Origin of the sequence: Pseudomonas sivasensis (assembly GCF_021391435.1) — a bacterium.
Classification (GTDB): domain Bacteria; phylum Pseudomonadota; class Gammaproteobacteria; order Pseudomonadales; family Pseudomonadaceae; genus Aquipseudomonas; species Aquipseudomonas sivasensis.
On sequence record NZ_CP090029.1, the window covers coordinates 2,251,652 to 2,278,344 of the forward strand.

The window sequence follows — 26,693 nt, forward strand, 5'->3', positions numbered from 1 at the left end:
TGGTTGGCCAGCGTTAGCACATTTGAAGGGAAGCAAGGCCCTTGTGGTGAGCGGCCTTGCCCCGCGCTGGGCTGCGACGCGGCCCTAAAATCAGGCGCCGCGTTCTGTCAGGCAGAATGCGGCGTTTTGATTGGGCCGGTTTCGCCACCCAGCGCGGGGCAAGCCTGTTCGCCACAGCAGTATGTGTCAGCCTTTGCGTTTTTGTAGAGCACAGGCCGCTATTTGGACCGCAGTGAGTCAGTGCCTTACCGGTCACCTCTCAGGGTTGCCATACCGTTTTCTCCCCACTCAATTTACGGTCCAGGAATGTCGCCGCGCTGATCAGCGCCAAATGGCTCAACGCTTGGGGCGTATTGCCCAGATGCCGCGCCTGGCTGTCGAACTCTTCGGCATACAACCCCAGTGGGTTGGCGTAGCGCAGCAGTTGTTCGAATTCCAGGTGGGCCTTTTCCACCTGGCCGGCGCGGGCCAGGCATTCCACGTACCAGAACGAGCAAGCGGTGAATGCGCCTTCGGTGCCTTGCAGGCCGTCGATCTGGCTGTCGTCGTTGCGATAGCGGTAGACCATGCCGTCGCGCACCAGGCTTTTCTGGATCGCTTCCAGGGTGCTCAACCAGCGCGGGTCGGTGGCGGCGACGAAGCGCACCAGCGGCATCAGCAGCATCGAACCATCCAGCGCCGTGCTGCCGATGTGCTGTACAAAGTGCCCGCGTTCTTCGTTCCAGAAGTTGCTCCAGATGTCGGCGTAGATCGCCTGGCGCGTCTGGTCCCAGCGCGCGAACGGCGCCGGCAGCGAGCGTTTGGAGGCCAGGCGGATCGCACGGTCCAGGGCCACCCAGCACATCAATCGCGAATGCAGAAAGTGGTGCTGCTCACCGCGCATTTCCCAGATGCCCACATCTTTCTGGTTCCAGATTTCGCAGACCTGATCGGCGACTTCCACGGTGTGTTTCCAACCCTCGTGGGAGATGGCTTCGCCGTACTTGTTGACCAAGTACACCGCGTCCATCAACTCGCCATAAATATCCAGCTGGATCTGGTCGACGGCCTCATTGCCGATGCGCACCGGCCGGGCGCCACCGTGGCCGCTGAAGTGGTCCAGCTCGGTTTCTGGCAGCTCCTGACGACCGTCGATGCCGTAGAGGATGTTGATTTTGGTCGGCTTGCCGCAGCAGTCGCTGACGCGTCCTTTGAGCCAACGCATGTAAGCATTGGCTTCGTCGATGAAGCCCAAGCGCATAAAGGCATAGACGGTAAACGAGGCGTCACGGATCCAAGTGTAACGGTAGTCCCAGTTGCGCTCGCCGCCGGGTGCTTCCGGCAGCCCGAAGGTGGCGGCGGCGATAATTGCGCCGTGTTTGCGCGAGGTCAACAGCTTCAGCGCCAGGGCCGAGCGGTTGACCATTTCGCGCCAGCGCCCACGGTAGTTCGATTGGGCGATCCAGCCACGCCAGAACTTCAACGTGTGGGCCAGCGCCAAGTCGGTACAGCTGCTGTCGACGCGTTCATCGTTTTGGCCGCCGAGGACAAATTCGGCGCCTTCTTCCTGAGTCAGGGTAAAGCTCGCCACGGCAGTGTTGTCTTCGAGTTGCAGTGGATGGCTGCTGGACAAACGCAGGCCAGGCTGGCCGTCGGCGCTGAAGCACACGGTGCCGTTATCGAGGGAGGCGGCGGTTGGCGTGCGTGCGTAGTCATGGCGCACGGCGCAGCGCAGGTGAATGTTGGCTTGGCCGCTGACCACGCGTACCCGGCGGATCAACAGTGGCAGGTCATCGGCTTCTTCGCTGATGGTCAGCAGGTCCGTGATTTCCACCACGGCTTCATCGCTGAGCCAGCGGGTTTGCAGCACGTTGGTGTCGGGCAGGTAGATCTGCTCGCGGCGGGCGTTGGGCAAATCCGGGGCGAGTTGGAAGATACCGGCATCGGGGGTGTCGAGCAGCGAGCAAAAGATCGAGGGGCTGTCGAATTCCGGCCAGCAGAAAAAATCGATGCTGCCTTTATCGTTAACCAGCGCCGCGCTGCGCATGTCGCCGATGATGCCGTGGGCGTCAATGGCGCTCTGTGGTTCGTTTCTCAAATCAACCTTTTTCAAATCAACCATTGTCACGAAACTCCGGATATAGGCTCATGCCGCCGTCAATGAACAAGGTACTGCCGACCACATAGTCGGAGGCATCGCTGGCCAGCCAGACCACGGCGTTGGCGACGTCTTCCACATCGCCGACCCGGCCATACGGGATCAACTTGAGCAGTTCTTTTTCCGCCGCGCCTTCGGTGGCTGCGCGGTTGATCGCCGTCCGAATCGCCCCTGGCGCAATCCCATTGATGCGGATGCGCTGCTCGCTGACCTCTTGGGCAAGGCTGCGCATCAGCATTTCCACGCCGCCCTTGGACGCGGCGTAATTCACATGCCCGGCCCAAGGGATCAGTTGGTGCACCGAGCTCATTTGGATGATTTTGCCCGCCGCCCGGGACACGCCTTCACGGATGCCCTGGCGGTTGAAGATACGCAGGGCAGCGCGGGCACAGAGGAACTGGCCGGTGAGGTTGACGCCGATCACGCTGTTCCAATCGTCGAGGGTCATGTCGACCACGGCAGCGTCCTTCTGCATGCCGGAGTTGGCCACCAGGATATCCAGGTGGCCAAACGCATCGAGGGTCTGGGCAAACAGCCGTTCTACATCGGCCTCTTTGGACACGTCGGCGCCAATGGCAATCGCCCGCCCGCCGTCGGCGTTGATCTGCGCCGCCAGCGTTTCGGCGGGGGCGGCTTGGCGGTTGTAGTTCAGCACCACGGCAGCCCCGGCCTGAGCCAGAGCCTTGGCCGCACCAGCACCGATTCCGGAACTGGCGCCCGTCACCAGTGCTACTTGTTGCTCTAACGAGATGTGCATTGCCCACCCAGCCTATTAATTCATGAGTTCAATTAGCTGACTGATGGCGCGCAACGGAAGTTCATCCGTGTGGTAGCTGGGAGAAATTGAGCCGACTCACACTGGTTGTTGTGCGGGTGCTTATATCCACGTATCCGTATCAAACCGCGCGCAATGTGGACGCCATCGAGCGCCAGCGTTTCGACGCGTGGCGCACTGAGAACTCAGAACACCACTATGAGTTCGACCAGCAGCACTACACCCGCTCCAGCGACAACACTGCGGGGTTGTACCTAGGCTAGCCGTGTACGTTCTTTTTACAGGCCAGCGTCGGGTTCTAACCCGTATCGTTTGGGAAAAGTCGCAGCTCAGCGAGGGGCTTTGATTTTTTTGGCTATTTCTTACATCCATGCAGCGCATATTGCGGCGGACACAGGAACCGGTACCGACGAAAGCACCACGCATGGGAAAGCTGATGGGCTTCGACGTTACGTTGGAGCGACAAGCTGAAGATCGCGCCCACCGCAATGGAGAAAACTTATGTCGGTATCGATGTCCGATACACACGCTGCTGCTTCATCAACCTCTGCTCGTTCGCAGGACAATCTTGCGCCTCAAGGCAACGCCGAACGGCAGGTGCCCGCCCCGAACGGCAACGCGGCTGCGAACGTCAGGTTCCTGTCGCCGGAGAGCCAGGGCGGGCCGGTATTCGGCGATCGCCAGTCGTTGCCGGCCCGTCAGAACCCTTTTGAACGTATGGAGCCTTCTTACAGCGCGCCGGCCACGTCGAATTTCGTGACCTCTTTCAAACACTGGGTAGGCCATTGTTTTTCCGGCTATCGACCACCCTTTCCCGGTTGCAGCAATCCACCACCGAGGCCAAACCCAGGCTGCAGCAATCCGCCACCGAGGCCAAATCCTGGCTGTAGTAATCCGCCGCCGAGGCCAAATCCAGGCTGTAGTAATCCACCCCCACGACCCAACCCCACCCCCTGCAGACCCTATCCGATGCCTCCATGCAGGCCTGATCCGCAGTACTCGTTGAAAAACAACGAACAGTTGGCGCAGCAGTTGAGCGACAACTTCAACGCCTTCAGGGACCGCAATAACCCTGGGTATATAAGCGTTGATAGTATCCATGCGATGGCAAAAAAAGGCTGGTCTCCCGATCCCGTCATGAACGCGAACATTCGCCTGGCCAATGAGTTGCTACGTCGTCCAGAACTGATGAGCGCCCTTGACCGGAATACCTCCACCGGTGCGTTGGATGGCCTGATCAATCGGCAAAATGTGAATGCTGTAATCAAGGGAGAAAATTACTTCAAATACAAGAGCGATAAGGAGTTGGCCGGGGAAATGCTTAAGCACTTCAACGAGTTGAAAAGTAATCCCAGGGCCGGGGAACTGAGCTTCCATGACCTTAGGCGGTTGGCGTCACAGTCTCAGACGGGCGATTCTTCCAAGGATCACCTTGTCCAGCTTGCCCAGGAAATTCTCAGACGCAGTGACGTGTTGAAGAAAATGGACAATCTCGCGGGCCGTGATAACGACGGTCGCATCAGCTGGCAAGCGCTCTACCAGCTTTCCCGTTAACCGAAACTCAGGCGCCGTTATTGAATGACGGCGTCTGCTTCAATTGTGTCAGGAACTGTTTACGCCGATTTACCACATAGGTCATATGCACCGTCTTTCAAATTCCAAGTGGAGGGCTAGCAAATGACGTCAACCTCGTTTCACTCATCTCAACCCAGCTGTCATGAGTTGTTTCGTGATCCCCATGATGGCGACTCAACTCTGTCCAAAGGCGACATAGCGACGCAAGAGTCCCTGGCCCTGCAGACTGCGCATGCTGTCGAAGCCAGGCGCATGAGGACATTCGCAGGTCAGCACAAATTCCAGGCGCCCGTAGAGGAAGATTTTTGCAGGGGACTGCTCAAGTCCAACCACGCCTCTAGTGATAACACCAAGCCACTTAAACACTCCAGGCTGATGAGTTACCTGACGGCCTGGTGGAGTCGGTAAAGGCGCGTTCGTGGGTTTTTACATGCTGTCATTGGAATTCATTGGTTGTAAGGAACTGTCGTATTCGTCCAGCCACACATGAGGTGCTTGCCTGAGTGGAATCCATTCGATGATTTCGGCCGCCAAGGGGGCGATCACCGTACAGGCAGGGATCGGGAAAAAGTTGGAGAAAACCCATGAAAATCGAGGGTGTACTACCTCATGGTGGGCCTCTGGCACTGGACGGGATGGTTTCGAGACCCACAGCGCCAGCGTCGCAAACCCACGCTGAAACCTGGAATGACGCTCGCCCAGCGCACCCGGAAAACGCGTCGCGCGGGCGATTGCCGTTGCGCGGTACATTGTCGGTGCTGCATCACCGAGCGCTGCAGAACCTGTCAGTGACGCGCGCCAATCTTTCGCCTCCCGGGGTGGCGTCCACGGACAGCCAATTAGCGACGGCCCTGGAAAAAGATTTTGGCAGGCTGCACCCATTCCTGAACGAAGGACGTTTGACCTGGTCGTCATTGCGGCGCGTTGCCGCTGAACGTACGGGTCAACACGAGGAGTTGGACCGAACGATTCAGGTGGTCAGTGAAATTCTGAAGCGACCGCGATTGAATGATGCGATCTTGAGCCGCGACGGTGATATTACTCGTGACAGTCTCAGGGCCGCCGCCCAAACATTGCAGGGCAATAGTTCTCCGAGCGTGTTCAGCCAGGATCCGTTCCATGCCCAGAGTAACACCCAGGTGGTGCAGGCCCTGCAGGGCCACTTCGAGCAACTGAGAGACAAATCCCAGGACCGGACGTTTCTGTTTGAGCAGCACCAGTACGTCGAAATCGCCACACTCAAGGCGGTCATGCAGGACCCGTATGCCGTTGACCCGCAGGGTATCCCAGTGCTGGAGCCGTCCACCGGCATGCCCAGGCCCAAGTACAGCGAGCTTTGCGTCTACACCGCAAAGAACATTCTAGAGCGGCCAGGGTTACTGCCTTCACTGGAGCGCGCGAACGGAACGCGACTATTTGGGCCTCCTCAAAAGGAAGGCTGGCTCAGCAACAAAAGTCTCGATCGTTGGCTGGAACAAGACGAAGCTCGCAAGGCGCGCTGATGGTTTACACCTTGAGAATTTTGCCGCTGAGGGACACACCCGCAAGCAACAATGCGATCAGCACGAAGGCGCTGCTCAGGCTGCTGCCATGCGCGATGAAACCGATCACGGCGGGACCGGCAAGAATCCCGGCATACCCCAGGGTAGTGATGGCGGGCACGGCGATGTGCTCTGGCATCACTGTCTGTTTACCGACGGCGGTATACAGCACCGGTACGATATTCGAACACCCGGCGCCTACCAATGCGTAGCCCAGCAGAGCGGTTTCCCAGGTAGGAAGCAGCGTCGCCAGCAACATGCCGGCGGTGGCCAGTGCGCCCCCGATCACGATCACCCGCGTAGCGCCCAGGCGCCGTACGATGGCATCACCCGTCAAACGGCCGGCGGTCATGGTCAGGGCGAACGCTGCGTAACCCAGGCCAGCGTAGGCTTCGTCAAGTCCGCGTTCGGCACTGAGGAACACCGCACTCCAGTCAAGCACGGCGCCTTCGGCCAAAAACACGATAAAGCACAGACAGCCGATAAACAGCACCACGCCGTGGGGAACAGCAAATGCCGGGCCCGAACTTTCACTGCCGTAGGGCAGCAAATGCGGCCCGGCCTTGAGCAGCGCCACCGCCATGATGACGATCACCACCAGGGTCGCTTGGAGAGGCGACAGCCCCAGTCCCAACAACCCGGCAACCCCCGCCGCGCCGACAATACCTCCCAGGCTGAACAAACCATGGAAGCCCGACATCATTGTTTTGCCACTGGCCCGCTCAACAATCACGGCTTGCAGGTTCACGGTGGAGTCCACAGTACCCAAGCCCGCGCCAAACAGGAACAACGCGGCGATCAGTAACGGTATCGAGCTGACCGTGGCCAGCATGGGCAGGGCCAGGCAGATCATGATCGTGCCGGCGCTCAGCACGCGTCGGCAACCATAGCGCGATGCCAATGCGCCGGCGGCCGGCATGGCGATGATAGACCCCACCCCCAGGCACAACAGCAGCAGACCCAAGGTGCCCTCACTCAGTTCTGCACGAGCCTTGGCGTACGGCACCAGCGGCGCCCACGCAGCAATGCCGAAGCCGGCGATAAAAAATGCAATACGTGTCGACATCTGCTCCAACCGCCCGGGGATCACGGGCGCGGAGGTGGGAATGGCAGTCATGAAAAATCCTTGGTTTTGCGTTCAACGAACGGTGTCCGACGCGACATCCTTGCACATCGGGCCTTGGGGGGCGAGCCGGGTTCCCCGGAGATGACCTGTACTCAGGTTAATTTTTAAAAACCAGGAACCCTATGGATGTCGGCAGCCACAACAGGAGGTGTTGAGCTCAGAGGAGGCGGCCTGGAAGGTGCGTAATCCCTGTGGGAACCGGTGAACCCCGGGTTTCTCGTGGTGGATTACCACCTTCCAGGCCGCCTCCCACAAACGCTACGTTGTGTAATACGCTGCTGGCTCAGCCTGTAGGCAAGTGAGCGGACGAACCGATGAAAATTGGAAGGCGACTAGCACCATGACCCTGTTCTATGACGCGCGAGGCAATATTTATGGCGTGACCAGCCCGGCTTTTTTACGAAGCCAGGGCATTGAGGTGCCCGACAGCGCCGCGCAAGCCGTGCGTGCTCGCGAGCGTTGGGCAACCCGAGCCATAACGTCTGAATGCGATTGGAATTCGACGCCGCGTCCCATCAATGCCAAGCCCCACCGCTGTGATGGTTTGTTGGTTGGCCCGTTCCAGACCGAACCGCCGTTTGACCTATTGATCGTGAACACCGACGGCTCCCTGGCTGAGCGCAGTGGCAATGGGTTGACGATTTTCGCCCAGGCCCTCACTGACCAGGGCTTGATGACTGAGGCGTGTGAATTGCGAGTGCATCATGACAAGCCTGATGCAGTGTCGCCGGTGGTGACTCGTGTCGAGCCTGCCGTCTACGAGCACCTCTCGGGATTTTGGCTGGCCTTGGGTTTGCCTGGATTTGGGCCGTCCGCCGTTGGTGCGCAAGAGGTGGAGCAGACAATTCTGGCCGGCACTGAACTGAGTTACGTGAGGGCGTTGGCGGCGATCGATCCGCGGTGGACACACAGTCAGTTTGTGCGTGTAGGTAACCCTCATTGTGTGACCTTGGTCGATCAGGCGTCAGCTTTGCCGGATAACCGACAGATGCAGCAACCCGCGTTGTATGAACCCTTGCAGGCGATAGCCTTCGCCCCTCCGGCTGGCAGCGGTCGCCCCTGTTTGGCCGGGATCAATTTGCAATGGGTCGCCAGGCACTCCCGCAACCGAGTGATTGCCCGGGTGTTCGAACGGGGAGAAGGCCCTACGGCGTCCTCCGGAACCAGCGCCAGTGCCGTGGCCTGTGCGGCTTGGCGAGCGGGTTGGGTTGAGGGCGGTGAAGTCGCCGTGGTGATGCCTGGTGGCACTGCGCCGGTACGCCTGCATACGCAGAACGACACACTGCAGAGCGTCAGTCTGTTCGGGACCGCGCGGCCTCAGGCGTAAAGCTTTTTGAATCGCTGATGCCCAAGGGGGTGCCAGCTGTTTCACGATCAATTAATTGATTAGGCGAAAGTTGGTGTAGGGCATTTCTTGTCTTTAAGAAGTGTTTGGTTGAATAGAATTAATATCTTGTAAAAGACCCTTCAAACTTCGTTGTACGAAACTTCTCTTTTATTTTTTCGAGGTCGATTTTTTCCTGAAATCGCTAAGCTTCATGGCGTTCAGGCGCTTTCTCTCGGTAACTTTTCTACGTTTGACGGGGGAAGTATTTCAGTACGGTAATAAATAGATTTGGCGGGTAACAACGGATGGTTAGTGCGTTTTTTTCGTCACGTTTCAATTTGATCCTTCCAGGTATTAAAAGTGACTTTCAAGTGTTGGCGTTCAAAGGCCAGGAGGTCGTTGATCAACCATTTTTTATTCAGGTGCAGGTGGTCAGCGAAAATCCTTCACTGGATCTGGAGGCTTTGCTCCACCAGCCCGCATACCTGGCGTTCGGCGACACAGATACAGGATTGCATGGGCAGATTTACGCAATTGGCCGCGATGATCCTGGCCGGCGGCTCACCCGCTATCACCTGACGTTGGCGCCGCGCCTCGCCTACCTTGGTCATCGGCGCGACCAGCGGATTTTCCAGCAGCGCAGCGTTCCCCAGATCATCGCGACAGTCCTTGAGCACCACGGCATTCTGGCCGACAGCTATGCCTTTGAGCTGGGGCCGGTGGTGTATCCGCCTCGTACGTTCTGTGTGCAATACGCGGAAACCGACCTGCATTTCATCCAGCGGCTGTGTGAAGAGGAGGGCATTCATTACCACTTCCGTCACAGCGAGGGCGCGCATGTGTTGGTATTTGGCGATGACCAGACCGTATTCCGCCGCTTGCCCGTGCAACGTTATTCACCTGCCGGCGGGCCGCAGGCTGATACGCGGGTTATCCAGCGTTTCGATGTGCGCCTGGGCACCCGCAGTGGGCAAACGGTGCGCCGCGATCATGACTTTGAACATCCCTCCTTGCGCTTACAGACCACCGCAGGCTCGACCGCAGCGCAAACCCTTGAAGACTACTGTTATCCAGCAGGTTTTAGCGGTCATGCACGGGGTTCGCGCCTGGCACGCAGAGGCTTGGAGCGTCATCAACGCGACCGTTTTCGCGCGCTGGGCAAGAGCGACCAGCCGGTATTGCGCAGTGGACATTTCCTTGAATTGCAAGACTATCCAGACCCGCTCTGCAACGACCTTTGGTTAATCACTTCGGTCCGTCACGAGGGTTATCAACCCCAGGTGCTGGAGGAAGCGGCAGAGGAAGTGGGTACATTTCAGGGGTATCGCAATCGCTTCACGGCGACACCCTGGAGTGCGACACATCGACCGCCCCTCAAACACCCCAAGCCGACCATCAACGGGACCCAGACCGCAACGGTCACCGGGCCTTCCGGTGAGGAAGTGCATTGCGATGCATACGGCCGGGTGAAAGTGCGATTTCATTGGGACCGGTTGGACAAGACTGATGACAAAAGCAGTTGTTGGGTGCGAGTGGCGTCAGGATGGGCCGGTGATGGGTTTGGCGCAACGATGCTCCCACGGGTGGGCATGGAAGTGCTGGTGACCTTCCTTGAAGGAGACCCGGACCAGCCGTTGATCCACGGTTGCCTGCCGAATGCGTTGCACATGCCTACCTATCCTTTGCCGCAACACAAGACCCGCAGTGTCTTGCGCACTCGCAGCACCCTGGGCGGTGAAGGTTCCAACGAGTTGCACCTCGAAGATCGTCGTGGCGAGGAGCTCATCTACGTTCGGGCTCAACGGGATTTTGAGCAACAGGTGGGCCATGACGCTCGCTTGGAAGTGGATGGGGAGCGACGGGAACTCATCCGGGGGTTAAGCACGGTTCACCTGGAAAGTGAGGAGCATCGTCATGTCACGGGTGATCGTAAGGTTGTTCTTAAAGCCAGCGACCACCTGGACGTGCAGGGCGATAGCCAGACGTATGTCCGGCAGACCCTCGTGATCGAAGCTGGCCAAGAGGTGCATCTCAAGGCCGGTGCCAGCTTGGTGATCGACGCCGGCGCACACCTGAGCTTTAAGGCGGGCGGAGAGCACCTGGTGATCCAGGCGGGAGGTATTTTCAGTAGTCGGCCCATTACCCTCGGTGGCACACCGTCCGCGACCGGGTCGGCGAGTTCTGTGTCGGTTGCTACAGCCCCTGAAGTCTCCGTTGTCCAGGGCGTCATCATGCACTTGGCCAAGCAACTGGGCGCGGACTTCTGTCCAGTGTGCGAACGCTGCCGCGAAGGCCTGTGCGATATCAGTGAGAGGGCTGCCTGATGGACAACCTTCCAAACCAATGGATGAGCCAGCAGCTGCAGGCAGGGCGCAGGCTGTGCTTGATACTTGAAGGCAGTAACGCAGCCCGCCAGCCGATGTTGGCAGCGCGAGGTTTTCCAGACTATTGCAGCCTCTACGCACAAACCCCGCTGGCGGAAATCGCCACGGCTGGCCCCTTGATCCTGTTGCTGGATCAGGTTGGCGAGCCCGCGCTACTCGATCTTCTACAAAAGCCGGAGATGAATTGGGGGTGGTTGGGCAGTTTGCCAAACGTGGACCTCACGGACGTGACGCGGCATTGGCGCGACCGGCTGCTGGTCGGGCCCGAGGGGCACCAGGCGCTGTACCGATTTCACGACAATCGTACGCTGGCGCGTGCACTCAACTGCCTGAAGGTTGAGCAATGGCCAGCATTCCTAGGTCCGCTGATCAGTGTGTGTTACTGGCACGAAGACCGTTGGCACTATGGCAGTAACCCTGCTCCCGGTGATTATCCGGTGCCCGATCCAGCCCCTTGGCTGAACATACCTAACCCAAATGCCTACGCCATTTTGCACGCCAATATCCTGCGTTACCTGCTGGCGGAGCACAGTGAAAGTCTGGCAGCGCTGGTCGAATTCCAAGACCCCAGGGTATGGCTGACCCAGGTACTCGAACAGGCTCGTGCCTGGCAATGGAACCGGCCGGAGCAGTTGGAGTTTCTGGTAGTGCGACGGTTGGAAGAGGCCAGTCGCGCCAGTGTGATTCGATGGCAGCCAACCGTCGGAGAAACCCCTGAAGATCATTTCCAGCGGACGTTGCAGCTGTGGCGCTCGATGGAGAAAACCGATGAGTAGGCGGATCTTGGGGGTGCTGCTGGCGCTGGGGATGGCGGGGCTTTCGGGGTGTGCGGTAAAGCCGGTCGAAAGCTTTACGCTGCAGGTGGATCTACCACCGGAATTTAAACTTAAAACAGCCGCCAACTACAGGCCCGCCACGGGTGAGACCTGCACCTTGCCAAGGCGTCGAGGCAAGCGGCCAGAGCGGAAGGTCTTTTTTACCGAATACAAACCTGAGGCCAGTCGGGTGAGTTATCAATTGCCGCTAACTGAAACGGTGGAGGGATGCCCGTTGGTGTTGCGTGGCGTGGAATTTGATTTTTATGCGAAATGGGGGAAACGGGATGGGGATGTTGGGGGGGATATTGCGGGTATTTCCATTATCGATCGCCTAGATTCGCCCCGGATGCCTGAGTCCGGTGTTCAGGAGCTGCCGGGTCAATGTCAGTGGTGGTTTCGAACGGTAGGCCCTCTTCATGGGATCAGGAAGATTCTGCAATGCCGTTCACTGGACGCGGCAGGTCAACTGCAAAAAACGCCCGCAGGGGGTGTTGCACTGCGCGATGAGCTACCGGGTAAAACGCTTAGGGTGGTGATGACTTTAACGGAGGAGGAACAGCCGGCTTTTGACGATAGCTGGGTTGCCGTTCCTGGTGGCTGGAAGCGGTGTAGGGGGAAAAGCTTCGAAGATCTGGACGCCTTTTGCAATGGTGATACGACCAACTTTAAGCCGATTAAAATGCCGGATGGCCGCATCTGTGATGTTTATCCATCGTGCAAGTAGCAAGGAGAAAGCTCATGAGTTTGGACGCAAGGAAGCAACCTTTTTTTAGTGACAATAAGCCCGCCTGCTCATTGCGAGGGCATTGGGTAAGTTTCTGTCTAGTAGATGAACTTGGGGTTGGAGTGACGTATGGCGGTCTGTCCTACACTGTCCATGACAGTACTGGACAGCAATACAAAGGCCGGCTGAATGGGGAAGGTTTCGCCAAACTAGGAGATGTGTATTGCGGCCCTGTGGTTCTTGTTTTTGACGATTTGTATTCTGGAGTAGATCTACCGTATCAGCGGCTAATGATACGTCCTACCTATAAGCTTCCCATCACCGAGCTCCAATTTCGTGCAGAACAAACCCGATTTGCTGCGGCTGACGGTCGCCGTATCGAAAACAATCCCGCGAAACAGCATGCCAATAGGTTTTATCAAGTCGAGGTGCGCGATCTCGTTCGCCATGTCGCCCACTTACCTCCGATAGCTCCTCGTACTCATCGCCCCCAACGCCACGCCCTAAAAATGATGGCAGACCTCGGCTTCGGTCCACCTCAGCCAGCCTTGTTCGGGGTCGTGCTCTTCCCCAACAACCACACCGTTCTCGAAGTACGCCCGCTTCGAGCCCTGCGCCCAATGCTTTCCACTCAAGACGATTTCTGTGCCTTGAACCTGTACCAGTTGGCATTGTTTGCATCACTGAGTTATTGCAACTTCGGTCAGGTGCCGCCGGAGAAACCCCAGGATGAAGTGCGTTTTCCGCTAGACCCAAGTGTCGGAAATCTATTTGCCGAGCAGCTTTCAGGGCATCAGGAAGCGTGGAGAGTTGATCCGGAGCAAACGCAGCGTTTCTATCCACTCTATGAGGAAGTCCCGTACTCCAGGCGCTTCGAAATCCTGCCCTTTGATCCTGCGTTATACCCACAGAATCGCCCGGAACTGGGGGATGAACAGGAACACCCCGCGCGCTTGCATTTCTTCGATGACGAAAAAGGCGGCACTGATACCCAGGCGTTCATCACTCACCACGATGAGGTAATTCTGATAGCGGTGCGAGGCACTGCCAGTTCAGCTGATGGGTTGCGAGATGCCAACGCCCACCAGGTGCTTTTCGCGGAGGGTGTTGGCAAGGCGCATGAAGGGTTTTATCTGGCATACCAAGCGGTGCGTGATTTCGTACTACGCTACCTTGATCAGTTTCACACCGGCCAGCGCATTGTGATTTGTGGCCACAGCCTGGGCGGCGCGATTGCGTTGCTCCTGGCTGAAGGGTTACGTCGAATTCCCGATGCTAATTACAACGTCCTTCTTTACACCTACGGCGCTCCCCGCGCCGCCGACTCCGAGTTCACTCGCGGCGCATCCACGTTGGTTCACCATCGCATCGTCAACCACAACGACCCCGTTCCCAGCGTCCCGGCGCCCTGGATGAATACTACCGCCAAGCTCTGGATCCCTGGCGCCGTCACGCTATTCAGCGCGCCCACCGCAGGTGGTCTGCTGTTCGCAGCCGGCTTGATACGTATTGGCGGCAACCCTTACCAACATCATGGCGAGCAGCAGCACTTTATGCCGATCATGCTCCCGGATGGCACGCACTCGTCGGTATTGTGGAAGCCTGGTTGTGAGTCCATCGAAGAGGCTGGTCACAGTCGAGCGTTGCAAGTGCGAGGTGACATGCCCGACCGCGAAGGTTTGATCAGGCAACTGGTGCAATACAAACAGCACTTCATGACCGCCAGCTACATCCCTGCTGCCTGGGCTACGTTGCGGCGCTGGCAACAAGCTTTGGATAGCAACGGCCCTCTGGTGACCCAGCGCGAGTTTGAACTGCTCGACCATGCCCTGGCGACCATGCGCAAACAACTGCAAGACAAGCGGCGTGAACTCACCCGACATCGCCCGACCAACGCACGGTCCTATGAATATCACGAGCCCTTGAATGCCGAGATCGACCGCCTGCACACCAGTCGCGAACGCCTGCAAACCCTGCGTTGGCGTCGCCTCGATGCCCGTGATATCTACGGGAGCCACGCCCACTCTGCAGCGCTGCCGCCGAGCCTGAAGCGCTGGTTCCGTCATCGTGAAAACCAGGCACTGCCTCAGGTCGCCAGTATCCCTCCCGCCACGCCAAGCGAGCTGGGGAGGGCGCAATCGCTGGATATCGACTCAGTCGTATGATCCCCGTGCTTACATAAACTCCACCTGCGCGGGCTGGCGCTTCATCAATACCTTGCCGTTGCGAATCGAGTACAGCGGTAGTCCTTGGCTGCGAATCACTTCGTAGTCGCTGTCCGCCGAGAGGATCAACAAATTGGCTGGGCGTCCAGGCTCAAGGCCGTAGCGATCACCCAGGGCCATGGCCTTGGCGCTGTTGTCGGTCACCAGGTCGAGTGCGCTTTGCAGGTTGCGGTAGCCGAGCATGTGGCAGATGTGCAAACCGGCTTCGAGCACCCGCAGGATGTTGCCGTTGCCGAGCGGGTACCAGGGATCGACGATGGAGTCCTGTCCGAAGCACACGTTCATGCCTGCTTCGAGCAGTTCGTTGACCCGCGTGACACCTCGGCGTTTCGGGAAACTGTCGAAGCGGCCTTGCAAGTGGATGCTTTCGGTCGGGCACGAGACGAAGCTGATACCGGAGTGGCCCAGCAGGCGGAACAACTTGGCGCAGTAGGCATTGTCGTAGGAACCCATGGCCGTTGTGTGGCTGGCCGTGACACGGGCACCCATGTCGCGGCTGCGGGCTTCTTCGGCCAGCACTTCGAGGAAGCGCGAATGGGGGTCGTCGGTTTCGTCGCAATGCACGTCCACCAGGCAACCGGTGCGCTCTGCCAGGTCCATCAGGAATTTCACAGAACTCACGCCTTGGTCGCGAGTGTATTCAAAGTGGGGGATGCCGCCGATCACGTCGGCGCCCAGGCGGATGGCTTCTTCCATGAGCTCGCGGCCGTTGCGGTACGACTCGATGCCTTCTTGAGGGAAGGCGACGATTTGCAGGTCGATCAGGTGCGTGCTTTCTTCGCGCACTTGCAGCATGGCCTTGAGCGCCGTGAGGTCGGGGTCGGTCACGTCGACATGGGTGCGTACGTGCTGGATGCCGTGGGCGGCAAGGGACTGGATAGTTTTCTTGGCACGGGTCCTGGTGTCTTCCTCGGTGATGGTGGCTTTGCGTTCTCCCCAGCACTCGATGCCTTCGAACAGGGTGCCGCTCATGTTCCAACGTGGTTCGCCAGCGGTAAGAGTGGCGTCAAGGTGGATATGGGGTTCGACGAAGGGCGGGATTACCAGATTGCCAGCGGCATCCAGGTCGCCAGCCTTCATGACGGGTGGCGTCGCTTGTGGGGTGATGCTGGCGATCCGGCCGTTTTCCAGGTGCAGATCATGCAGGCCTTCACGGTTGCGCAGGCGGGCGTTGATGATGTGCATGGGCAAGTTCCTCTTGGCTAAAAACAATCAGGCAGACAGCCGCCAGATCATCAGGGCAATGCCGATGTCCAGGCGGTCATATGAATTATCCAGCGTCAGCCCGCACAGGGCTTCGATGCGCTGGATGCGGTGGGTCAGGGTATTGCGGTGTACGGCCAGGCGCTGGGCGGCGGCCATCAGGTTACCATTCTCGTGAAACCAGGCTTCCAGGGTCGGCATCAGGCTGGGGCCATGGTGCAGGTCGTGGCGCAGCAACGGGCCGAGGCGCTCATTGAGAAATTGGTCGAGCAGGGCGCGATCACGCACGCCGCTGAGCAACTTGAGCACGCCCAATTCGTCATACACGCACAATCCGGCCCGCTCGCTGAACCGTCGCGCGGCGGCCAGGGCCTGGCGCGCTTCATCCTGTGCCTGAGCCAGGCGCTCGGCCGGATGGCGCGCCGCGCTCAAGCCGATAAATAGCTTGAGGGGTGCCAGGCGCAAGTTCAGTGGCTTCAGCCACTGGGCCAATTGCTGACGGTTGGCCGAGGCCGCGACAGCATCCGGCGCCGGTAGCAACAGGGTCCATTGTCCGGCCCGCCCGAGTATCGGCAGCGCGGTCGACAACTGACGCAAGCGGCGACTGATTGCATCGTGCTGTCGGGCCAGTTGCGCCTCCACCCGCGTCGCGTCGTCTTGGGCGAACAGCAATTCACTGCCTTCCAGTTGCAATTGCACAATTTGCCAATGCCCCGCCAGGGACATGCCCAATTGCACGGCGCGGTGCAGCAGCAGATCCAGGGATTGATAGTCACCGGTCAGCAAGCGCTCCAGCACATCATGGCGTGAGCGCCCCAGCTGTTCGGACTGAATCAGTGCGGAGCCGATAGCCTGGGTCACCAGTACCATTTTCAACGAATAAGGCTGTTCGATCAGTGGCATGCCGGCGGCTTCGGCGGCGTCGAGTAAACGCTGGGGGATCGCCTGGATATATGCCGGCCCGGTAAGAATCACCAATCCGGCGACCTGGCGCTGACACGCTTCGTCCAGCAGTTGCAGCAGGTTGGCTTCATCCCGTGGGTGGTTGATGCCGGTGACGAACACCAGTTCGCCGCCCAGTACCCACTCGGCGATCCCGCTGTTTTCCGCCACGTACGGCCAGCGAACGCGGTTATCCAGGCTGGCTTCACCGGCCCGCAGGCGCATGGATTCCAGCCCGGGCAGGGCCAGTACGTCGGCGAGGGTCAGGCTCATGCCTGGGCGTCAGCCAGCGGTACACGCACGCGTAGTACGGCGGTCAGCGCGATGTAGGTCAGCGACGCGGCAGCGATCCCCACCAACGGCGCGACCCAGGGTGAGTTGAATGCCAGCACGGTGCCCACCGCATACGCCACCAGCCCCGGCCAGTTGAACGCAGGCAGACGCGCTTCAGCCAGGCGCGGGTATTGGCCGCGATAGCGGTAGAAGAAGTCCGCCATGATGACGCCACCAATGGGTGGGATCACCGTGCCCAGCAGGATCAGGTAGGGCACCAGCATGTCGTACATGCCGAGCAGCGCCAGCAACGTGCCGATCACCGCACCAGCCAGGGTCACGGTTTTGCGGCGTTTGGTGCGCAGCAGATTGCAGCCGGCCACGGCGAAGTTATAAATGGTGTTGTCTTGGGTGCTCCAAATGTTGAGCAGCAACATGGCCATCGCCGCCATGGCAAAGCCTTGCAGCAGCAATACTTCCACCACGTCCGGTTGCTGATAGACGATGGCGCCATAGGCCCCGATCAACACCATCAGGCCATTGCCGATAAAGAAACCGATCAGGCTGGCCAGCACCGCCACCCTGGCTGAGCGTGAAAACCGCGTCCAGTTGGTGGCCTGGGTCGCGCCGCTGACAAAGGTGCCGAACACCAGGGTGATTGCCGTCGACAAGTCCAGTTCAGCGGTCGGCACCACCGCCAGCAACCCGTCCAGCCCGCCGATTTTCACCGTGGCGACCCACATCGACAAAAACAGCAACAGGCCCATGGCCGGCACTGCTATGTAGGACAGAATCTCCAGCCCGCGATAGCCCACGTAGGCCGTGGCGCAGAACACCAGACCGAACAGCACCATCAAGGCCAGCACACTGCCCTGGCTCAGCTCGAAATATTTACCCAGCACCACGGCAGCAGTGGCGGTGCCCCAGGCGTACCAGCCGATTTGGGTGAAACCGAGGATCAAGTCGCTGAGTTTGCTGCCCACTTCGCCGAAGCAGAATCGCCCCATCAGCACCGAGTTCAAACCACTCTTGAAGGCAATGTAGCCCAGGCCTGCGGCGTAAATACCCAGCAGCAGGTTACCCAGGGCCACCACGCCGAGCATGTCGGTGAAGCTGAACGCTACTCCCAGCTTGCCGCCGGCAAACATGGTCGCGGTAAAAAACGTAAAGCCCAACAGCACCATGGCGGTTGACGCCAGGCCCTTGCGCGCATGCATGGGGACTTCGCTTAAAGGGTAATCGTTGCCCGTTTCTTGCTGCGTCATGTGCCTTGCTCCCTGAATGAGTGACGAGGCCTATTGCACCGCGCGTGCCAAATCCGCAGCAGTGACGGGCGCACGGCGGCGGCTGTGCACGGTGCACAGTATTTATAGCCAAACAGGGGAGAAGCGCAGAAAAGAATGTTCGCTGTGCCCAGTCGGGCACGAAAGCAGTGCAGGGGTGATACAAAATGGATCAGTCGGACAGCGTGTGTGATCGCTGGGCTTGAGTCCGGCCGTCGGCGCAAGTGCTCCTTACCGTCGGGAAGCGTGGCTGTAAGTGAGGCAGCCACAAAAAAACCACCGCATGGGTGGTTTTTTCACATCGCTGGCTTACTCGCCGCGATAGATACAGCCGCTGGTGCAGGTCTCATGGATGCGAATTGCGCTGAGTTCTGGCAGCAGTGGTTTCAGTTCATTCCAGATCCACTTGGCCAGCACTTCGCTGGTTGGGTTTTCCAGGCCTGGGATGTCATTGAGGTAGTTGTGGTCGAGGCGTTCATAGAGTGGCTTGAAAATCGCCTTGATCTCCGAGAAGTCGCGAATCCAGCCGGTGTGGGGATCCAGGTCGCCGCTCAGGTGAATCGCCACCTTGAACGAATGCCCATGCAGGCGCCCGCATTTGTGGCCATCCGGCACGTGCGGCAGGCGGTGGGCGGATTCGAAGGTAAACTCTTTGAAGATTTCCACAGTATTTTCAGCTCGGTCAGGTATCTGGCAGGCGGCGAGTTTAACAGCTTGATCACGCGCCGCGCATACCGCTGGGTCAAAGCGCCTGCAAGCGCTCGCCCAGGCCTCCGTTATCCGCCAGTTGCAGAAACTCATCCCCCAACCGCTGGCTCTCGCTCATCGCGGTTTGCCAGTACTTATTGCGGCTTTCGTCGTCGCCCAAAAAGCGTTTGAAATCGCTGCGGTCCGGCAGTTTGCCGTGGGGCAGGCGGGCCAGGTAGTCCTTGGACGGCGCCAGCAGCAACACGTCCTGCAATCCCTGCTGATTGCTGCGCCGCCATGGCAGCCCTTTGTCGAACCAGCCGGGGATCACCCGATCGGTAAAGTGCGGGTACAGCACGATGTCATCGCCGTGGTAGGGCAGGTCAAGGTGGTAGTCCAGCAGGCCGCCGTCGCGGTAGGTGCCAGCGCCTGCGCCGGGCAGGTCGCGCACGCCTTGCATCACCATCGGGATCGAGCCCGACGCCAGAAGTGCCTGGCGCAGGTTGCCTGCATCCAGTTCAAGAAACCGCGATGGGAAATCCTTCAGTGGATGCACCGGTGGCAGTTGGCGCGGGTCATGGATGATCAACCGTTCGAAATGCCGCGACAGCCGCGCGCGGCCGCGCAGGTTGTCGGCGATCACCGTTGACAGGCCCAGACCCAGGCGCCCGCGATGGTCGTCGGCAAGCAGGCCGTGGCTTTTGACCACCATGATATTCAGGCGATAGTCGGGATTGTCCAGTACGCGTGCATCGCGGCCGGCGAGCAGGTCGTCGAGCATGCGCTGGCAGCTCTGGGTGACCTCGGCCATGGTCACGCCTTTGGCAAAACGCTGCTCGTTGTACAAGCGGCCGAGGTCCAGCAGGCCTTGCACCGGGTTGGGCAGGCAGGCGCTGGCAAAGCGCCAGGAACCGATGGATGCGCCTATCAGCGCCCGCTCCCGTGGTGCGCGGGGCAGCCAGTCGCCGAACAGCGCCAAGTCCAGGCCCTGGATGCCCAAAGCCTTGGGGCCGCCAGCCGCACCGGGGAGGATGCCTACGTCGGCAGGCTTAAGGCCTTGTTCGCGGATGCGGGCGAGGGCGCGCGTGCCGGCCTTGAGGGTCAGGGCGGGAAACTTGATGTGAATGGCTGTCATACCGGTCTCTGTTGAAGCGAGCGGGGCAGTATAGGAAATCTCGCGGGTTGTGGGAAAAGGCCTTTCCCGAAATTGCCATGGTGGCAATTCAGCTTCAGTTAAGTTGCGGCATATACCGTGGCTGGCGTAGGACTAACTTCGTGTTATGGAGACTTATCATGAAACGCCTCACTGCTCTGGTCGCCGCCGCTATCATCGCCTCCGCGGCGTCCCAGGCCGGAGCCGTGGACCCCGACAAGCCACTGACCGTGCCCGCCACTGTTACAATTGTCGCCTTTGACCAACTGGAAGCCACGGCCCTGGCCCTGCACCCCGGTTCGACGCTGCTGGACACCGATCTGGACGAGGCGTATGGCAAGTACGTCTACGAGGTTGAGTTGGAAGATCGCCACGGCATTGAATGGGATGTTGAATTGGACGCGCTCACCGGGCAGGTTCTCAAGAATCATCAGGATACGTAATGAAGGTAAATTTACGCGCCGGCAGTCGAGTGGCGTTGGTGCTGGTGGTGTTCTGCTCAGGTTTGCAGGCCCGCGATCTCAACCAGGACGAAGCCCTCGCGCTGCGCCAGCAGGGGGTGATCCTGCCGCTGGAGCAACTGTTGCAGCAGGCCATGGCGCGGTATCCCGGCTCCCGTTTGCTGGAAGCCGAGCTTGAGAAAAAACACGGCCAATATGCCTACGAAGTGGAGTTGGTGACCACCGAAGGTGTGGTACGTGAGATTAAACTCGACGCCACCAACGGTGTACTGATCAAAGACGAGGAAGACTGATGCGCCTGCTCCTGGTGGAAGACAACGTACCCCTGGCCGATGAATTGTTGGCCGGCCTGCAGCGCCAGGGCTATGCCGTCGACTGGCTGGCCGACGGCCGCGACGCTGCTTACCAGGGCCGCAGCGAACCCTACGACCTGATCATCCTCGACCTCGGCCTGCCCGGTTTGCCCGGCCTTGAGGTGCTGGCGCAATGGCGTGCAGCCGCGCTGGCCACTCCGGTGCTCGTTCTTACCGCCCGCGATTCGTGGGCAGAACGGATCGAAGGGCTCAAGGCCGGTGCCGACGACTACCTGAGTAAACCCTTTCACCCCGAAGAACTGCACCTGCGCATCCAGGCGCTGTTGCGCCGTTCCCACGGCCAGGCCAACCAGCCCACCTTGCAGGCCGCCGGGCTGCACCTGGACGAAGGTCGCCAATGCGTACTGCGCGACGGTGACGAGATCCAACTGACCGCCGCCGAATTCCGCCTGTTGCGCTACTTCATGCTGCACCCCGAACAGATCCTGTCGAAAAGCCACCTGGCTGAGCACTTGTATGACGGCGAGACGGAGCGCGATTCCAACGTGCTGGAAGTCCACGTCAATCACCTGCGCCGCAAATTGGGGCGCAGCGTGATCGAAACCCGGCGCGGCCAGGGTTACCGCTTTGGCGCCAGCCCTGCATGAAGTCGATTCAACGCCGCCTCAGCCTGGGGTTGATCAGTGTGATGGTGATCGTCGGCCTGGTGTTGGCGCAAACCAGTCTGTGGTTGTTTGAAGCCGGTTTGCAGCGCTACCTGGAAGCAGGGTTGCGCAACGACGCTGAAAACCTGTTGGTGGCGCTGGTGCGCGGGCCCAACGGCGTACAGTTGGATGAGCAGCGCCTCTCGCCGGCCTATCAGCGGCCGTTTTCCGGGCATTACTTCCGTATCGATTTTGCTGACACCCATTGGCGTTCCCGTTCGCTGTGGGATCAGGAGTTGCCCCGACTGCCCGAAGTGGGGCTCAAGGGCAACCTGCAACTGGGCCCGGAAGGCCAGCAGTTGCTGGTATTGCGCTCGGACTACAAACGCTTTGGCCAATCAATTTCCATCAGCGTGGCTCAGGACTACACACCCGTGCGGGAAAGCTTCCGGCTGATGCGTCAGATCGGTCTGGTGCTGGGGTTGGCGGCGTTGCTGCTGGTATTGATCCTGCAGCGGGTCACCGTACGTCGCGCCTTGCGCCCGCTGGAAACCGCCCGCAACCAGATCGCCCAATTGCAGCAGGGCCAGCGCTCGCAACTCGACACCCAGGTGCCGTTGGAGCTGGAGCCGCTGGTGGCGCAGATCAACCACCTGCTGGCCCACACCGAAGACAGCCTCAAGCGCTCGCGCAATGCCCTCGGCAACCTGGGCCATGCCCTCAAAACCCCGCTGGCGGTGCTGTTGAGCGCTGCGTCGAGCGAGGCGCTCAAGGATCACCCTAAACTGAGCAAACTCTTGCGCGAGCAGTTGGAGCAGGTTCAACAGCGCCTCAACCGTGAGCTCAACCGCGCACGCCTGGCCGGCGAAACCTTGCCGGGCGCCTTGTTCGACTGTGAAAAAGAACTGCCCGGTTTGCTGGCCACCCTGAACATGGTCCATGGCGAGCACCTGGACCTCAGTTACCACGCGGCCCCAGGCTTGCAATTGCCTTGGGACCGGGAAGACCTACTGGAACTGCTCGGCAATCTGCTGGACAACGCCTGCAAATGGGCGGATGCCGATGTGCGGCTGAATATCAGTGAAACCGCCAACTGCTACCTGCTGGTGGTTGAGGATGACGGCCCCGGTATCCCCGAAACCCAGCGCGATCAGGTATTCAGCCGTGGCACACGCCTGGATGAGCAGATTGATGGCCATGGTTTGGGGCTGGGGATCGTGCGGGATATCGTCGAGGTGTGGGGCGGGGTGTTGCAGTTGCAGGAAAGCGAGCTGGGCGGGCTCAAGGTGCTGATCGAATTGCCCTGTGGAAGGGGCGGTGCGACGATTCGACCGGCTCCCTCCCACATTTGACCCTCTTCAACCCTCAGACGCGGAACTGGTCCATCAACCCCTGCTGCTGATTCGCCAGGCTGTTCAACGCCTGGCTCACCCGCGCCGATTCATTGGCTTGTTCCGACAACGACTCGGTCACATCGCGAATGGTTGCCACGTTGTTGTTGATCTCCTCGGCCACCGCGCTTTGCTCTTCGGCGGCGCTGGCGATCTGCAGGTTCATGTCGCTGATCACTGTGACCGCATCGCCAATCTGGCGCAGGGCCGTCACGGCTTGGCCGACCTGTTCGACACTGCCCTGCGCCTGGCGATAACTGTTGCCCATGGAACCGACTACATCCTCGGTGCCGCTTTGCAGTTGCTCAATCACCAGGCGGGTTTCTTCCACCGATTCCTGGGTGCGCCGCGCAAGGTTGCGCACTTCATCCGCCACCACCGCAAAGCCACGACCGGCCTCACCGGCGCGGGCGGCTTCGATGGCTGCGTTGAGCGCCAGCAGGTTGGTCTGCTCGGCAATGCCGCGAATCACTTCAAGTACCGAGCCGATTTTCTCGCTATTGGCGGCCAGGCCTTCGACCTGGGCCATGGCCGTGCTCATATCCGCCGCCAGGTGGCCGATGTTGGTGGTGGTTTGGTCGATCACGGTCAGGCCGTCGCGGGTGGCCTGGTCGGCATCGCGTGCGGCTTGCGCGGCCTGGGCCGCGCTGCGTGCGACGTCCTGGGCGGTAGCACTCATTTCGTGGGAGGCGGTAGCCACCTGGTCGACCTGGCGGTACTGCTGTTCCATGCCGGCGCTGGTCTGCGTGGCAATCGCGGCGGATTGGTCGGCGGTGCCACGAGCGTCCTGCACCGAGCGTTTCACTTCGGCAATGATCGGCTGCAGCTTGTCGAGGAAACGGTTGAACCAGCCCGCGAGCTGCCCCAATTCATCCTTCTTGTCGTAGGCCAGGCGACGTGTCAGGTCGCCTTCGCCGCTGGCGATGTCTTCGAGCATGTGTGCCACGCCGAGGATCGGTCGCGTCACGCTGCGGGCCATCAGCCATACCAGGATCAGACCGATCACCGCGGCCAGCAGGCCCAGGCCCAGTTCCAGCAACGTGCCACGCGCGTTGTCGGCATCCAATTGCGCCTTCAGTGCTTCGGCTGGGCCGACCAAGACTTTTTCCGGCACATCCAGCAATACGCCCCACAGCTTGCCGTCGGGGATCGGCGCGAACGGCGCCAGCACCTTGAGCTGAAGGTCGGTGCGCAGGCTGCGGATCTGTGGGCCGCTGGCCAATGCACTGAGCACTTTAGGGCCGCTGACGGTGTCGACTTGATCCAGGCGTTTGCTTAATTGAGTGGCATCCGCACTGTAGCCGGCGAGCAAACCGGTGGAGCTGAGGATGCTCACCTGTGTCTGGCCGTCGTACAGTTTTTTGCTGGCCTGTTGGCTCACGGCCTGGAGGCTGTTGAGGTTGATGTCCACCGACAGCGACGCGATGACTTTGCCGTTGACCATCAGCGGGAACACGATGCTAGTCATCAGCACGTTCTGGCCGTTGATCATATAAAAGTAGGGTTCGATCACGCATGGCTTGAGGGTGGTGCGTGGGCACGTGAACCAGGCGTTTGCCGGTTCACCGCTGGGGCCGATGCTGGTGTCGGCCATGTCGCTTTCAGGCAGCGCCATCGAGGTGAGTGTGCCCGGAGTCGGCTGAGACCAGTACAGGGCGAAGCGGCCCTTGTTGTTACTGCCCAGCTCCGCCTGATCGGCGAACAACTCGTCCTTGCCGTCCAGCGCGTTGGCTTCAAACACCAAGGACAAACCCAGCAAGTCCGGGTTGGCCTGCAGCGCGGCCTTGACCTGGCGGGTCAGGTCTTCGCGGGTGTCGAAGGCATCGAGGAAGCGCTTTTCGGCCTGTTCGCGCAGGAACAGGACCTGACGGGAAAAACCGTGGCCGTATTGGTAGGCATCCATGAACTGGCGACGAATACCCAGCGCCTGCGCTTCGCCCTGGGCTTCGATGCGTGCCTGGGCGGAGGTGTTGAGCATCTGCATGCTGGACGCCTGGACCTGCTCCGAGCTTTGCGCCATGCGATACAGCGACAAACCCACCAGTAGGGTCACGATCCCTAGCAGGCAAAGACCGGCGAGCAGGGTGATTTTCCATTGAATGGAGAGCTGCCTGAGCGACATCGGGACATCCTTAACCTGAAAGCACATAGAGTCAGTTTATCGGCCGCTGTGAAGGCTTCTTTATTCAAACAATCAATTTAAATCTGAAATCGGTGTCGTTTTTTGACATGTAGCCCTACCTGCTGCAAAGTGCGCGCCCTCTAATAAGACCTCCTTAAAGCCTGCACGCGGGTCGCCAGCCAATGGCCACCTGGGCGCGGGCATGCCTGTTTTTTATGTTTCTGCTTGAGGTAACCATGATTAACGCAGTCATCGCCGCGGTCGGCACCATGCTGGTGCTCAGCCTGTCCCGCGTGCATGTGGTCATCGCCATCATTGTCGGCGCCCTGGTGGGCGGGTTGACCGGTGGCCTGGGCATCGAAGCCACGCTCAAAGCCTTCAACGGCGGTTTGGGCGGCGGTGCGACCGTGGCGTTGTCCTACGCATTGCTCGGCGCTTTCGCGGTGGCGATTGCCAAGTCAGGCCTGGCCCACGCCCTGGCGGACAAGGCGCTGTTGCTGGTCGACCGCCAGGAAGCCACCGGCGGCAGCCACGTCAAATGGCTGTTGATCGGCCTGCTGTGGGCAGTGGCGATTGCGTCGCAGAACATCCTGCCGATCCACATTGCGTTTATCCCGCTGCTGGTGCCGCCACTGTTGTACGTGCTGACCAAGCTGCAACTGGACCGCCGCCTTGTTGCCTGCGTGATGACCTTCGGCCTGATCACCCCCTACATGTTCCTGCCGGTGGGCTTCGGCAACATCTTCCTTAACCAGATCCTGCTGGCCAATGTGGCCAACAGTGGGGTGGACATCAGTCAGGTCAACGTGACCCACGCCATGAGCCTGCCCGCCCTGGGCATGGTGGTTGGCCTGTTGGTGGCGGTGTTTATCAGCTACCGCAAAAAGCGCGTGTATGACCTGGAAAAAATCGAGCGGGTCGAGCAGGTGGCCGTTCAGTACAACCCGCTGACCCTGATGGTGGCCGGCGTGGCGATTGCCTCGGCGTTCATCATTCAACTGTGGCTGGACTCGATGATCATCGGCGCTTTGGCTGGCTTCCTTATCTTCTCGGTGTCGGGGATTGTGCGCTGGCGCGACACCGACGACCTGTTCACCGAAGGCATGAAGATGATGGCTATGATCGGCTTCATCATGATTGCGTCCTCAGGCTTTGCCGAGGTGCTCAAGGCCACCGGCGACGTGCGCTCGCTGGTGGAAACCTCGGCGGCGTTCATCGGCCACAGCCGTGGGGTCGGTGCGTTGTTGATGTTGCTGGTGGGCCTGTTGGTGACCATGGGCATCGGCTCGTCGTTTTCCACGGTGCCGATCCTTGCCGCGATTTTTGTGCCGCTGTGCGTGCAGTTGGGCTTCAGCCCGATGGCCATCGTGTGCATCGTCGGTACGGCGGGTGCGCTGGGCGACGCCGGTTCACCGGCGTCGGACTCGACACTCGGCCCGACCTCCGGCCTGAATATCGATGGCCAGCATCACCATATCTGGGACACCGTGGTGCCGACGTTCCTGCACTACAACATCCCGTTGCTGGCATTTGGCTGGTTTGCGGCGATGACGCTCTGATCTACAGATTCATTGACGTTGGTCGATAA

The 26,693-nt window shown here is 59.8% G+C and carries 23 protein-coding genes and 1 pseudogene; 13 read left to right on the top strand and 11 right to left on the bottom strand.

The window, feature by feature from the left end; translation table 11 throughout:
• Nucleotides 1-259 precede the first annotated feature (259 nt).
• Nucleotides 260-2,101, bottom strand: coding sequence for a glycoside hydrolase family 15 protein (locus LRO94_RS10265; RefSeq protein ID WP_032888246.1), 1,842 nt, complete (start codon nt 2,099-2,101; stop codon nt 260-262).
• On the bottom strand, nt 2,094-2,894 hold the full coding sequence (locus LRO94_RS10270) for a glucose 1-dehydrogenase (protein WP_179179279.1): 801 nt from the start codon (nt 2,892-2,894) through the stop codon (nt 2,094-2,096). The genes LRO94_RS10265 and LRO94_RS10270 overlap by 8 nt, the downstream gene beginning before the upstream one ends.
• A gap of 86 nt (nt 2,895-2,980) precedes the next feature.
• Here LRO94_RS10270 and LRO94_RS10275 point away from each other — a divergent pair, with 86 nt between their 5' ends.
• Nucleotides 2,981-3,175 (top strand): hypothetical protein, encoded by a 195-nt coding sequence (locus LRO94_RS10275; protein ID WP_179179278.1) that lies wholly within the window; start codon nt 2,981-2,983, stop codon nt 3,173-3,175.
• Between the two features lie 503 nt (nt 3,176-3,678).
• On the opposite strand, the gene LRO94_RS10280 is transcribed toward LRO94_RS10275, so the two are convergent.
• Nucleotides 3,679-3,849: a hypothetical protein gene (locus LRO94_RS10280; RefSeq protein WP_233896995.1), complete on the bottom strand. Its 171-nt coding sequence runs from the start codon at nt 3,847-3,849 to the stop codon at nt 3,679-3,681.
• Between the two features lie 65 nt (nt 3,850-3,914).
• On the opposite strand from LRO94_RS10280, the gene LRO94_RS10285 reads away from it, so the two are divergent.
• Entirely contained in the window at nt 3,915-4,466 is a 552-nt protein-coding gene (locus LRO94_RS10285; RefSeq protein WP_177326434.1) for a hypothetical protein, read from the top strand.
• A 605-nt stretch (nt 4,467-5,071) separates the two neighbouring features.
• Nucleotides 5,072-5,989 carry a type III secretion protein gene (locus tag LRO94_RS10290; RefSeq protein WP_178075190.1) on the top strand — a complete coding sequence of 306 codons (918 nt, stop codon included), beginning with the start codon at nt 5,072-5,074 and terminating at the stop codon, nt 5,987-5,989.
• A gap of 4 nt (nt 5,990-5,993) precedes the next feature.
• Here LRO94_RS10290 and LRO94_RS10295 read toward each other — a convergent pair whose 3' ends face one another.
• Nucleotides 5,994-7,145, bottom strand: coding sequence for an MFS transporter (locus LRO94_RS10295; protein ID WP_179179276.1), 1,152 nt, complete (start codon nt 7,143-7,145; stop codon nt 5,994-5,996).
• A gap of 349 nt (nt 7,146-7,494) precedes the next feature.
• Here LRO94_RS10295 and LRO94_RS10300 point away from each other — a divergent pair, with 349 nt between their 5' ends.
• The 5 genes from LRO94_RS10300 (at nt 7,495) to LRO94_RS10320 (ending at nt 14,572) form a co-directional block, all read left to right on the top strand.
• Nucleotides 7,495-8,481: a diaminopimelate epimerase gene (locus LRO94_RS10300; protein WP_179179275.1), complete on the top strand. Its 987-nt coding sequence runs from the start codon at nt 7,495-7,497 to the stop codon at nt 8,479-8,481.
• A 305-nt stretch (nt 8,482-8,786) separates the two neighbouring features.
• The gene (locus LRO94_RS10305) at nt 8,787-10,805 is read left to right on the top strand and encodes a type VI secretion system Vgr family protein (protein WP_179179274.1); all 2,019 of its coding nucleotides are present in this window, start codon (nt 8,787-8,789) and stop codon (nt 10,803-10,805) included.
• Entirely contained in the window at nt 10,805-11,641 is an 837-nt protein-coding gene (locus LRO94_RS10310; protein WP_179179273.1) for a DUF4123 domain-containing protein, read from the top strand. The genes LRO94_RS10305 and LRO94_RS10310 overlap by 1 nt, the downstream gene beginning before the upstream one ends.
• Nucleotides 11,634-12,407, top strand: a complete 774-nt coding sequence (locus LRO94_RS10315; protein WP_179179272.1) for a hypothetical protein — start codon at nt 11,634-11,636, stop codon at nt 12,405-12,407. The genes LRO94_RS10310 and LRO94_RS10315 overlap by 8 nt, the downstream gene beginning before the upstream one ends.
• Nucleotides 12,408-12,421: 14 nt before the next feature.
• Nucleotides 12,422-14,572, top strand: a complete 2,151-nt coding sequence (locus LRO94_RS10320) for a lipase family protein (RefSeq protein ID WP_179179271.1) — start codon at nt 12,422-12,424, stop codon at nt 14,570-14,572.
• Nucleotides 14,573-14,581: 9 nt separating this feature from the next.
• On the opposite strand, the gene codA is transcribed toward LRO94_RS10320, so the two are convergent.
• The 5 genes from codA to LRO94_RS10345 form a co-directional block, all read right to left on the bottom strand.
• Entirely contained in the window at nt 14,582-15,817 is a 1,236-nt protein-coding gene (gene codA / locus LRO94_RS10325) for a cytosine deaminase (RefSeq protein WP_179179270.1), read from the bottom strand.
• A gap of 27 nt (nt 15,818-15,844) precedes the next feature.
• Nucleotides 15,845-17,050: a PucR family transcriptional regulator gene (locus LRO94_RS10330; protein WP_122681508.1), complete on the bottom strand. Its 1,206-nt coding sequence runs from the start codon at nt 17,048-17,050 to the stop codon at nt 15,845-15,847.
• Nucleotides 17,047-18,315 carry a cytosine permease gene (gene codB / locus LRO94_RS10335; RefSeq protein WP_032886708.1) on the bottom strand — a complete coding sequence of 423 codons (1,269 nt, stop codon included), beginning with the start codon at nt 18,313-18,315 and terminating at the stop codon, nt 17,047-17,049. Before codB ends, LRO94_RS10330 begins: the two co-directional genes overlap by 4 nt.
• A 327-nt stretch (nt 18,316-18,642) precedes the next feature.
• Entirely contained in the window at nt 18,643-18,999 is a 357-nt protein-coding gene (queD, locus tag LRO94_RS10340) for a 6-carboxytetrahydropterin synthase QueD (protein ID WP_003173033.1), read from the bottom strand.
• A gap of 76 nt (nt 19,000-19,075) precedes the next feature.
• A complete protein-coding gene (locus tag LRO94_RS10345; RefSeq protein ID WP_179179269.1) occupies nt 19,076-20,155 on the bottom strand; it encodes a patatin-like phospholipase domain-containing protein in 1,080 nt (359 codons plus the stop codon).
• Between the two features lie 158 nt (nt 20,156-20,313).
• On the opposite strand from LRO94_RS10345, the gene LRO94_RS10350 reads away from it, so the two are divergent.
• The 4 genes from LRO94_RS10350 to LRO94_RS10365 are packed head-to-tail and all read left to right on the top strand — an operon-like array spanning nt 20,314 to nt 22,944.
• Nucleotides 20,314-20,616: a PepSY domain-containing protein gene (locus LRO94_RS10350; protein WP_032886703.1), complete on the top strand. Its 303-nt coding sequence runs from the start codon at nt 20,314-20,316 to the stop codon at nt 20,614-20,616.
• Entirely contained in the window at nt 20,616-20,927 is a 312-nt protein-coding gene (locus tag LRO94_RS10355; protein WP_032886701.1) for a PepSY domain-containing protein, read from the top strand. The genes LRO94_RS10350 and LRO94_RS10355 overlap by 1 nt, the downstream gene beginning before the upstream one ends.
• A complete protein-coding gene (locus LRO94_RS10360) occupies nt 20,927-21,595 on the top strand; it encodes a response regulator transcription factor (protein ID WP_032886699.1) in 669 nt (222 codons plus the stop codon). The genes LRO94_RS10355 and LRO94_RS10360 overlap by 1 nt, the downstream gene beginning before the upstream one ends.
• Nucleotides 21,592-22,944, top strand: a complete 1,353-nt coding sequence (locus LRO94_RS10365) for a sensor histidine kinase (protein WP_179179268.1) — start codon at nt 21,592-21,594, stop codon at nt 22,942-22,944. The genes LRO94_RS10360 and LRO94_RS10365 overlap by 4 nt, the downstream gene beginning before the upstream one ends.
• 13 nt (nt 22,945-22,957) lie before the next feature.
• Here the strand turns inward: LRO94_RS10365 and LRO94_RS28045 are convergent, their stop codons facing one another.
• Nucleotides 22,958-23,713 carry a methyl-accepting chemotaxis protein gene (locus LRO94_RS28045; protein ID WP_401380621.1) on the bottom strand — a complete coding sequence of 252 codons (756 nt, stop codon included), beginning with the start codon at nt 23,711-23,713 and terminating at the stop codon, nt 22,958-22,960.
• Between the two features lie 102 nt (nt 23,714-23,815).
• Nucleotides 23,816-25,132: pseudogene (locus LRO94_RS28050) on the bottom strand (HAMP domain-containing protein); the annotation flags it as partial.
• A 212-nt stretch (nt 25,133-25,344) separates the two neighbouring features.
• On the opposite strand from LRO94_RS28050, the gene LRO94_RS10375 reads away from it, so the two are divergent.
• Nucleotides 25,345-26,664, top strand: a complete 1,320-nt coding sequence (locus tag LRO94_RS10375; protein WP_164558491.1) for a Na+/H+ antiporter family protein — start codon at nt 25,345-25,347, stop codon at nt 26,662-26,664.
• Nucleotides 26,665-26,693 lie beyond the last annotated feature (29 nt).

Excerpts from the sequence above, each read along its gene's own strand:
- LRO94_RS10315 (WP_179179272.1), top strand. The coding sequence starts at position 11,634 with ATGAGTAGGCGGATCTTGGGGGTGCTGCTGGCGCTGGGGATGGCGGGG.
- LRO94_RS28045 (WP_401380621.1), bottom strand. The coding sequence starts at position 23,713 with ATGGAACAGCAGTACCGCCAGGTCGACCAGGTGGCTACCGCCTCCCAC.
- LRO94_RS10300 (WP_179179275.1), top strand. The coding sequence starts at position 7,495 with ATGACCCTGTTCTATGACGCGCGAGGCAATATTTATGGCGTGACCAGC.
- LRO94_RS10290 (WP_178075190.1), top strand. The coding sequence starts at position 5,072 with ATGAAAATCGAGGGTGTACTACCTCATGGTGGGCCTCTGGCACTGGAC.
- LRO94_RS10355 (WP_032886701.1), top strand. The coding sequence starts at position 20,616 with ATGAAGGTAAATTTACGCGCCGGCAGTCGAGTGGCGTTGGTGCTGGTG.
- LRO94_RS10360 (WP_032886699.1), top strand. The coding sequence starts at position 20,927 with ATGCGCCTGCTCCTGGTGGAAGACAACGTACCCCTGGCCGATGAATTG.
- LRO94_RS10345 (WP_179179269.1), bottom strand. The coding sequence starts at position 20,155 with ATGACAGCCATTCACATCAAGTTTCCCGCCCTGACCCTCAAGGCCGGC.
- codA (WP_179179270.1), bottom strand. The coding sequence starts at position 15,817 with ATGCACATCATCAACGCCCGCCTGCGCAACCGTGAAGGCCTGCATGAT.
- LRO94_RS10320 (WP_179179271.1), top strand. The coding sequence starts at position 12,422 with ATGAGTTTGGACGCAAGGAAGCAACCTTTTTTTAGTGACAATAAGCCC.
- codB (WP_032886708.1), bottom strand. The coding sequence starts at position 18,315 with ATGACGCAGCAAGAAACGGGCAACGATTACCCTTTAAGCGAAGTCCCC.
- LRO94_RS10330 (WP_122681508.1), bottom strand. The coding sequence starts at position 17,050 with ATGAGCCTGACCCTCGCCGACGTACTGGCCCTGCCCGGGCTGGAATCC.
- LRO94_RS10295 (WP_179179276.1), bottom strand. The coding sequence starts at position 7,145 with ATGACTGCCATTCCCACCTCCGCGCCCGTGATCCCCGGGCGGTTGGAG.
- LRO94_RS10305 (WP_179179274.1), top strand. The coding sequence starts at position 8,787 with ATGGTTAGTGCGTTTTTTTCGTCACGTTTCAATTTGATCCTTCCAGGT.
- LRO94_RS10310 (WP_179179273.1), top strand. The coding sequence starts at position 10,805 with ATGGACAACCTTCCAAACCAATGGATGAGCCAGCAGCTGCAGGCAGGG.
- LRO94_RS10265 (WP_032888246.1), bottom strand. The coding sequence starts at position 2,101 with ATGGTTGATTTGAAAAAGGTTGATTTGAGAAACGAACCACAGAGCGCC.
- LRO94_RS10350 (WP_032886703.1), top strand. The coding sequence starts at position 20,314 with ATGAAACGCCTCACTGCTCTGGTCGCCGCCGCTATCATCGCCTCCGCG.
- LRO94_RS10270 (WP_179179279.1), bottom strand. The coding sequence starts at position 2,894 with ATGCACATCTCGTTAGAGCAACAAGTAGCACTGGTGACGGGCGCCAGT.
- LRO94_RS10365 (WP_179179268.1), top strand. The coding sequence starts at position 21,592 with ATGAAGTCGATTCAACGCCGCCTCAGCCTGGGGTTGATCAGTGTGATG.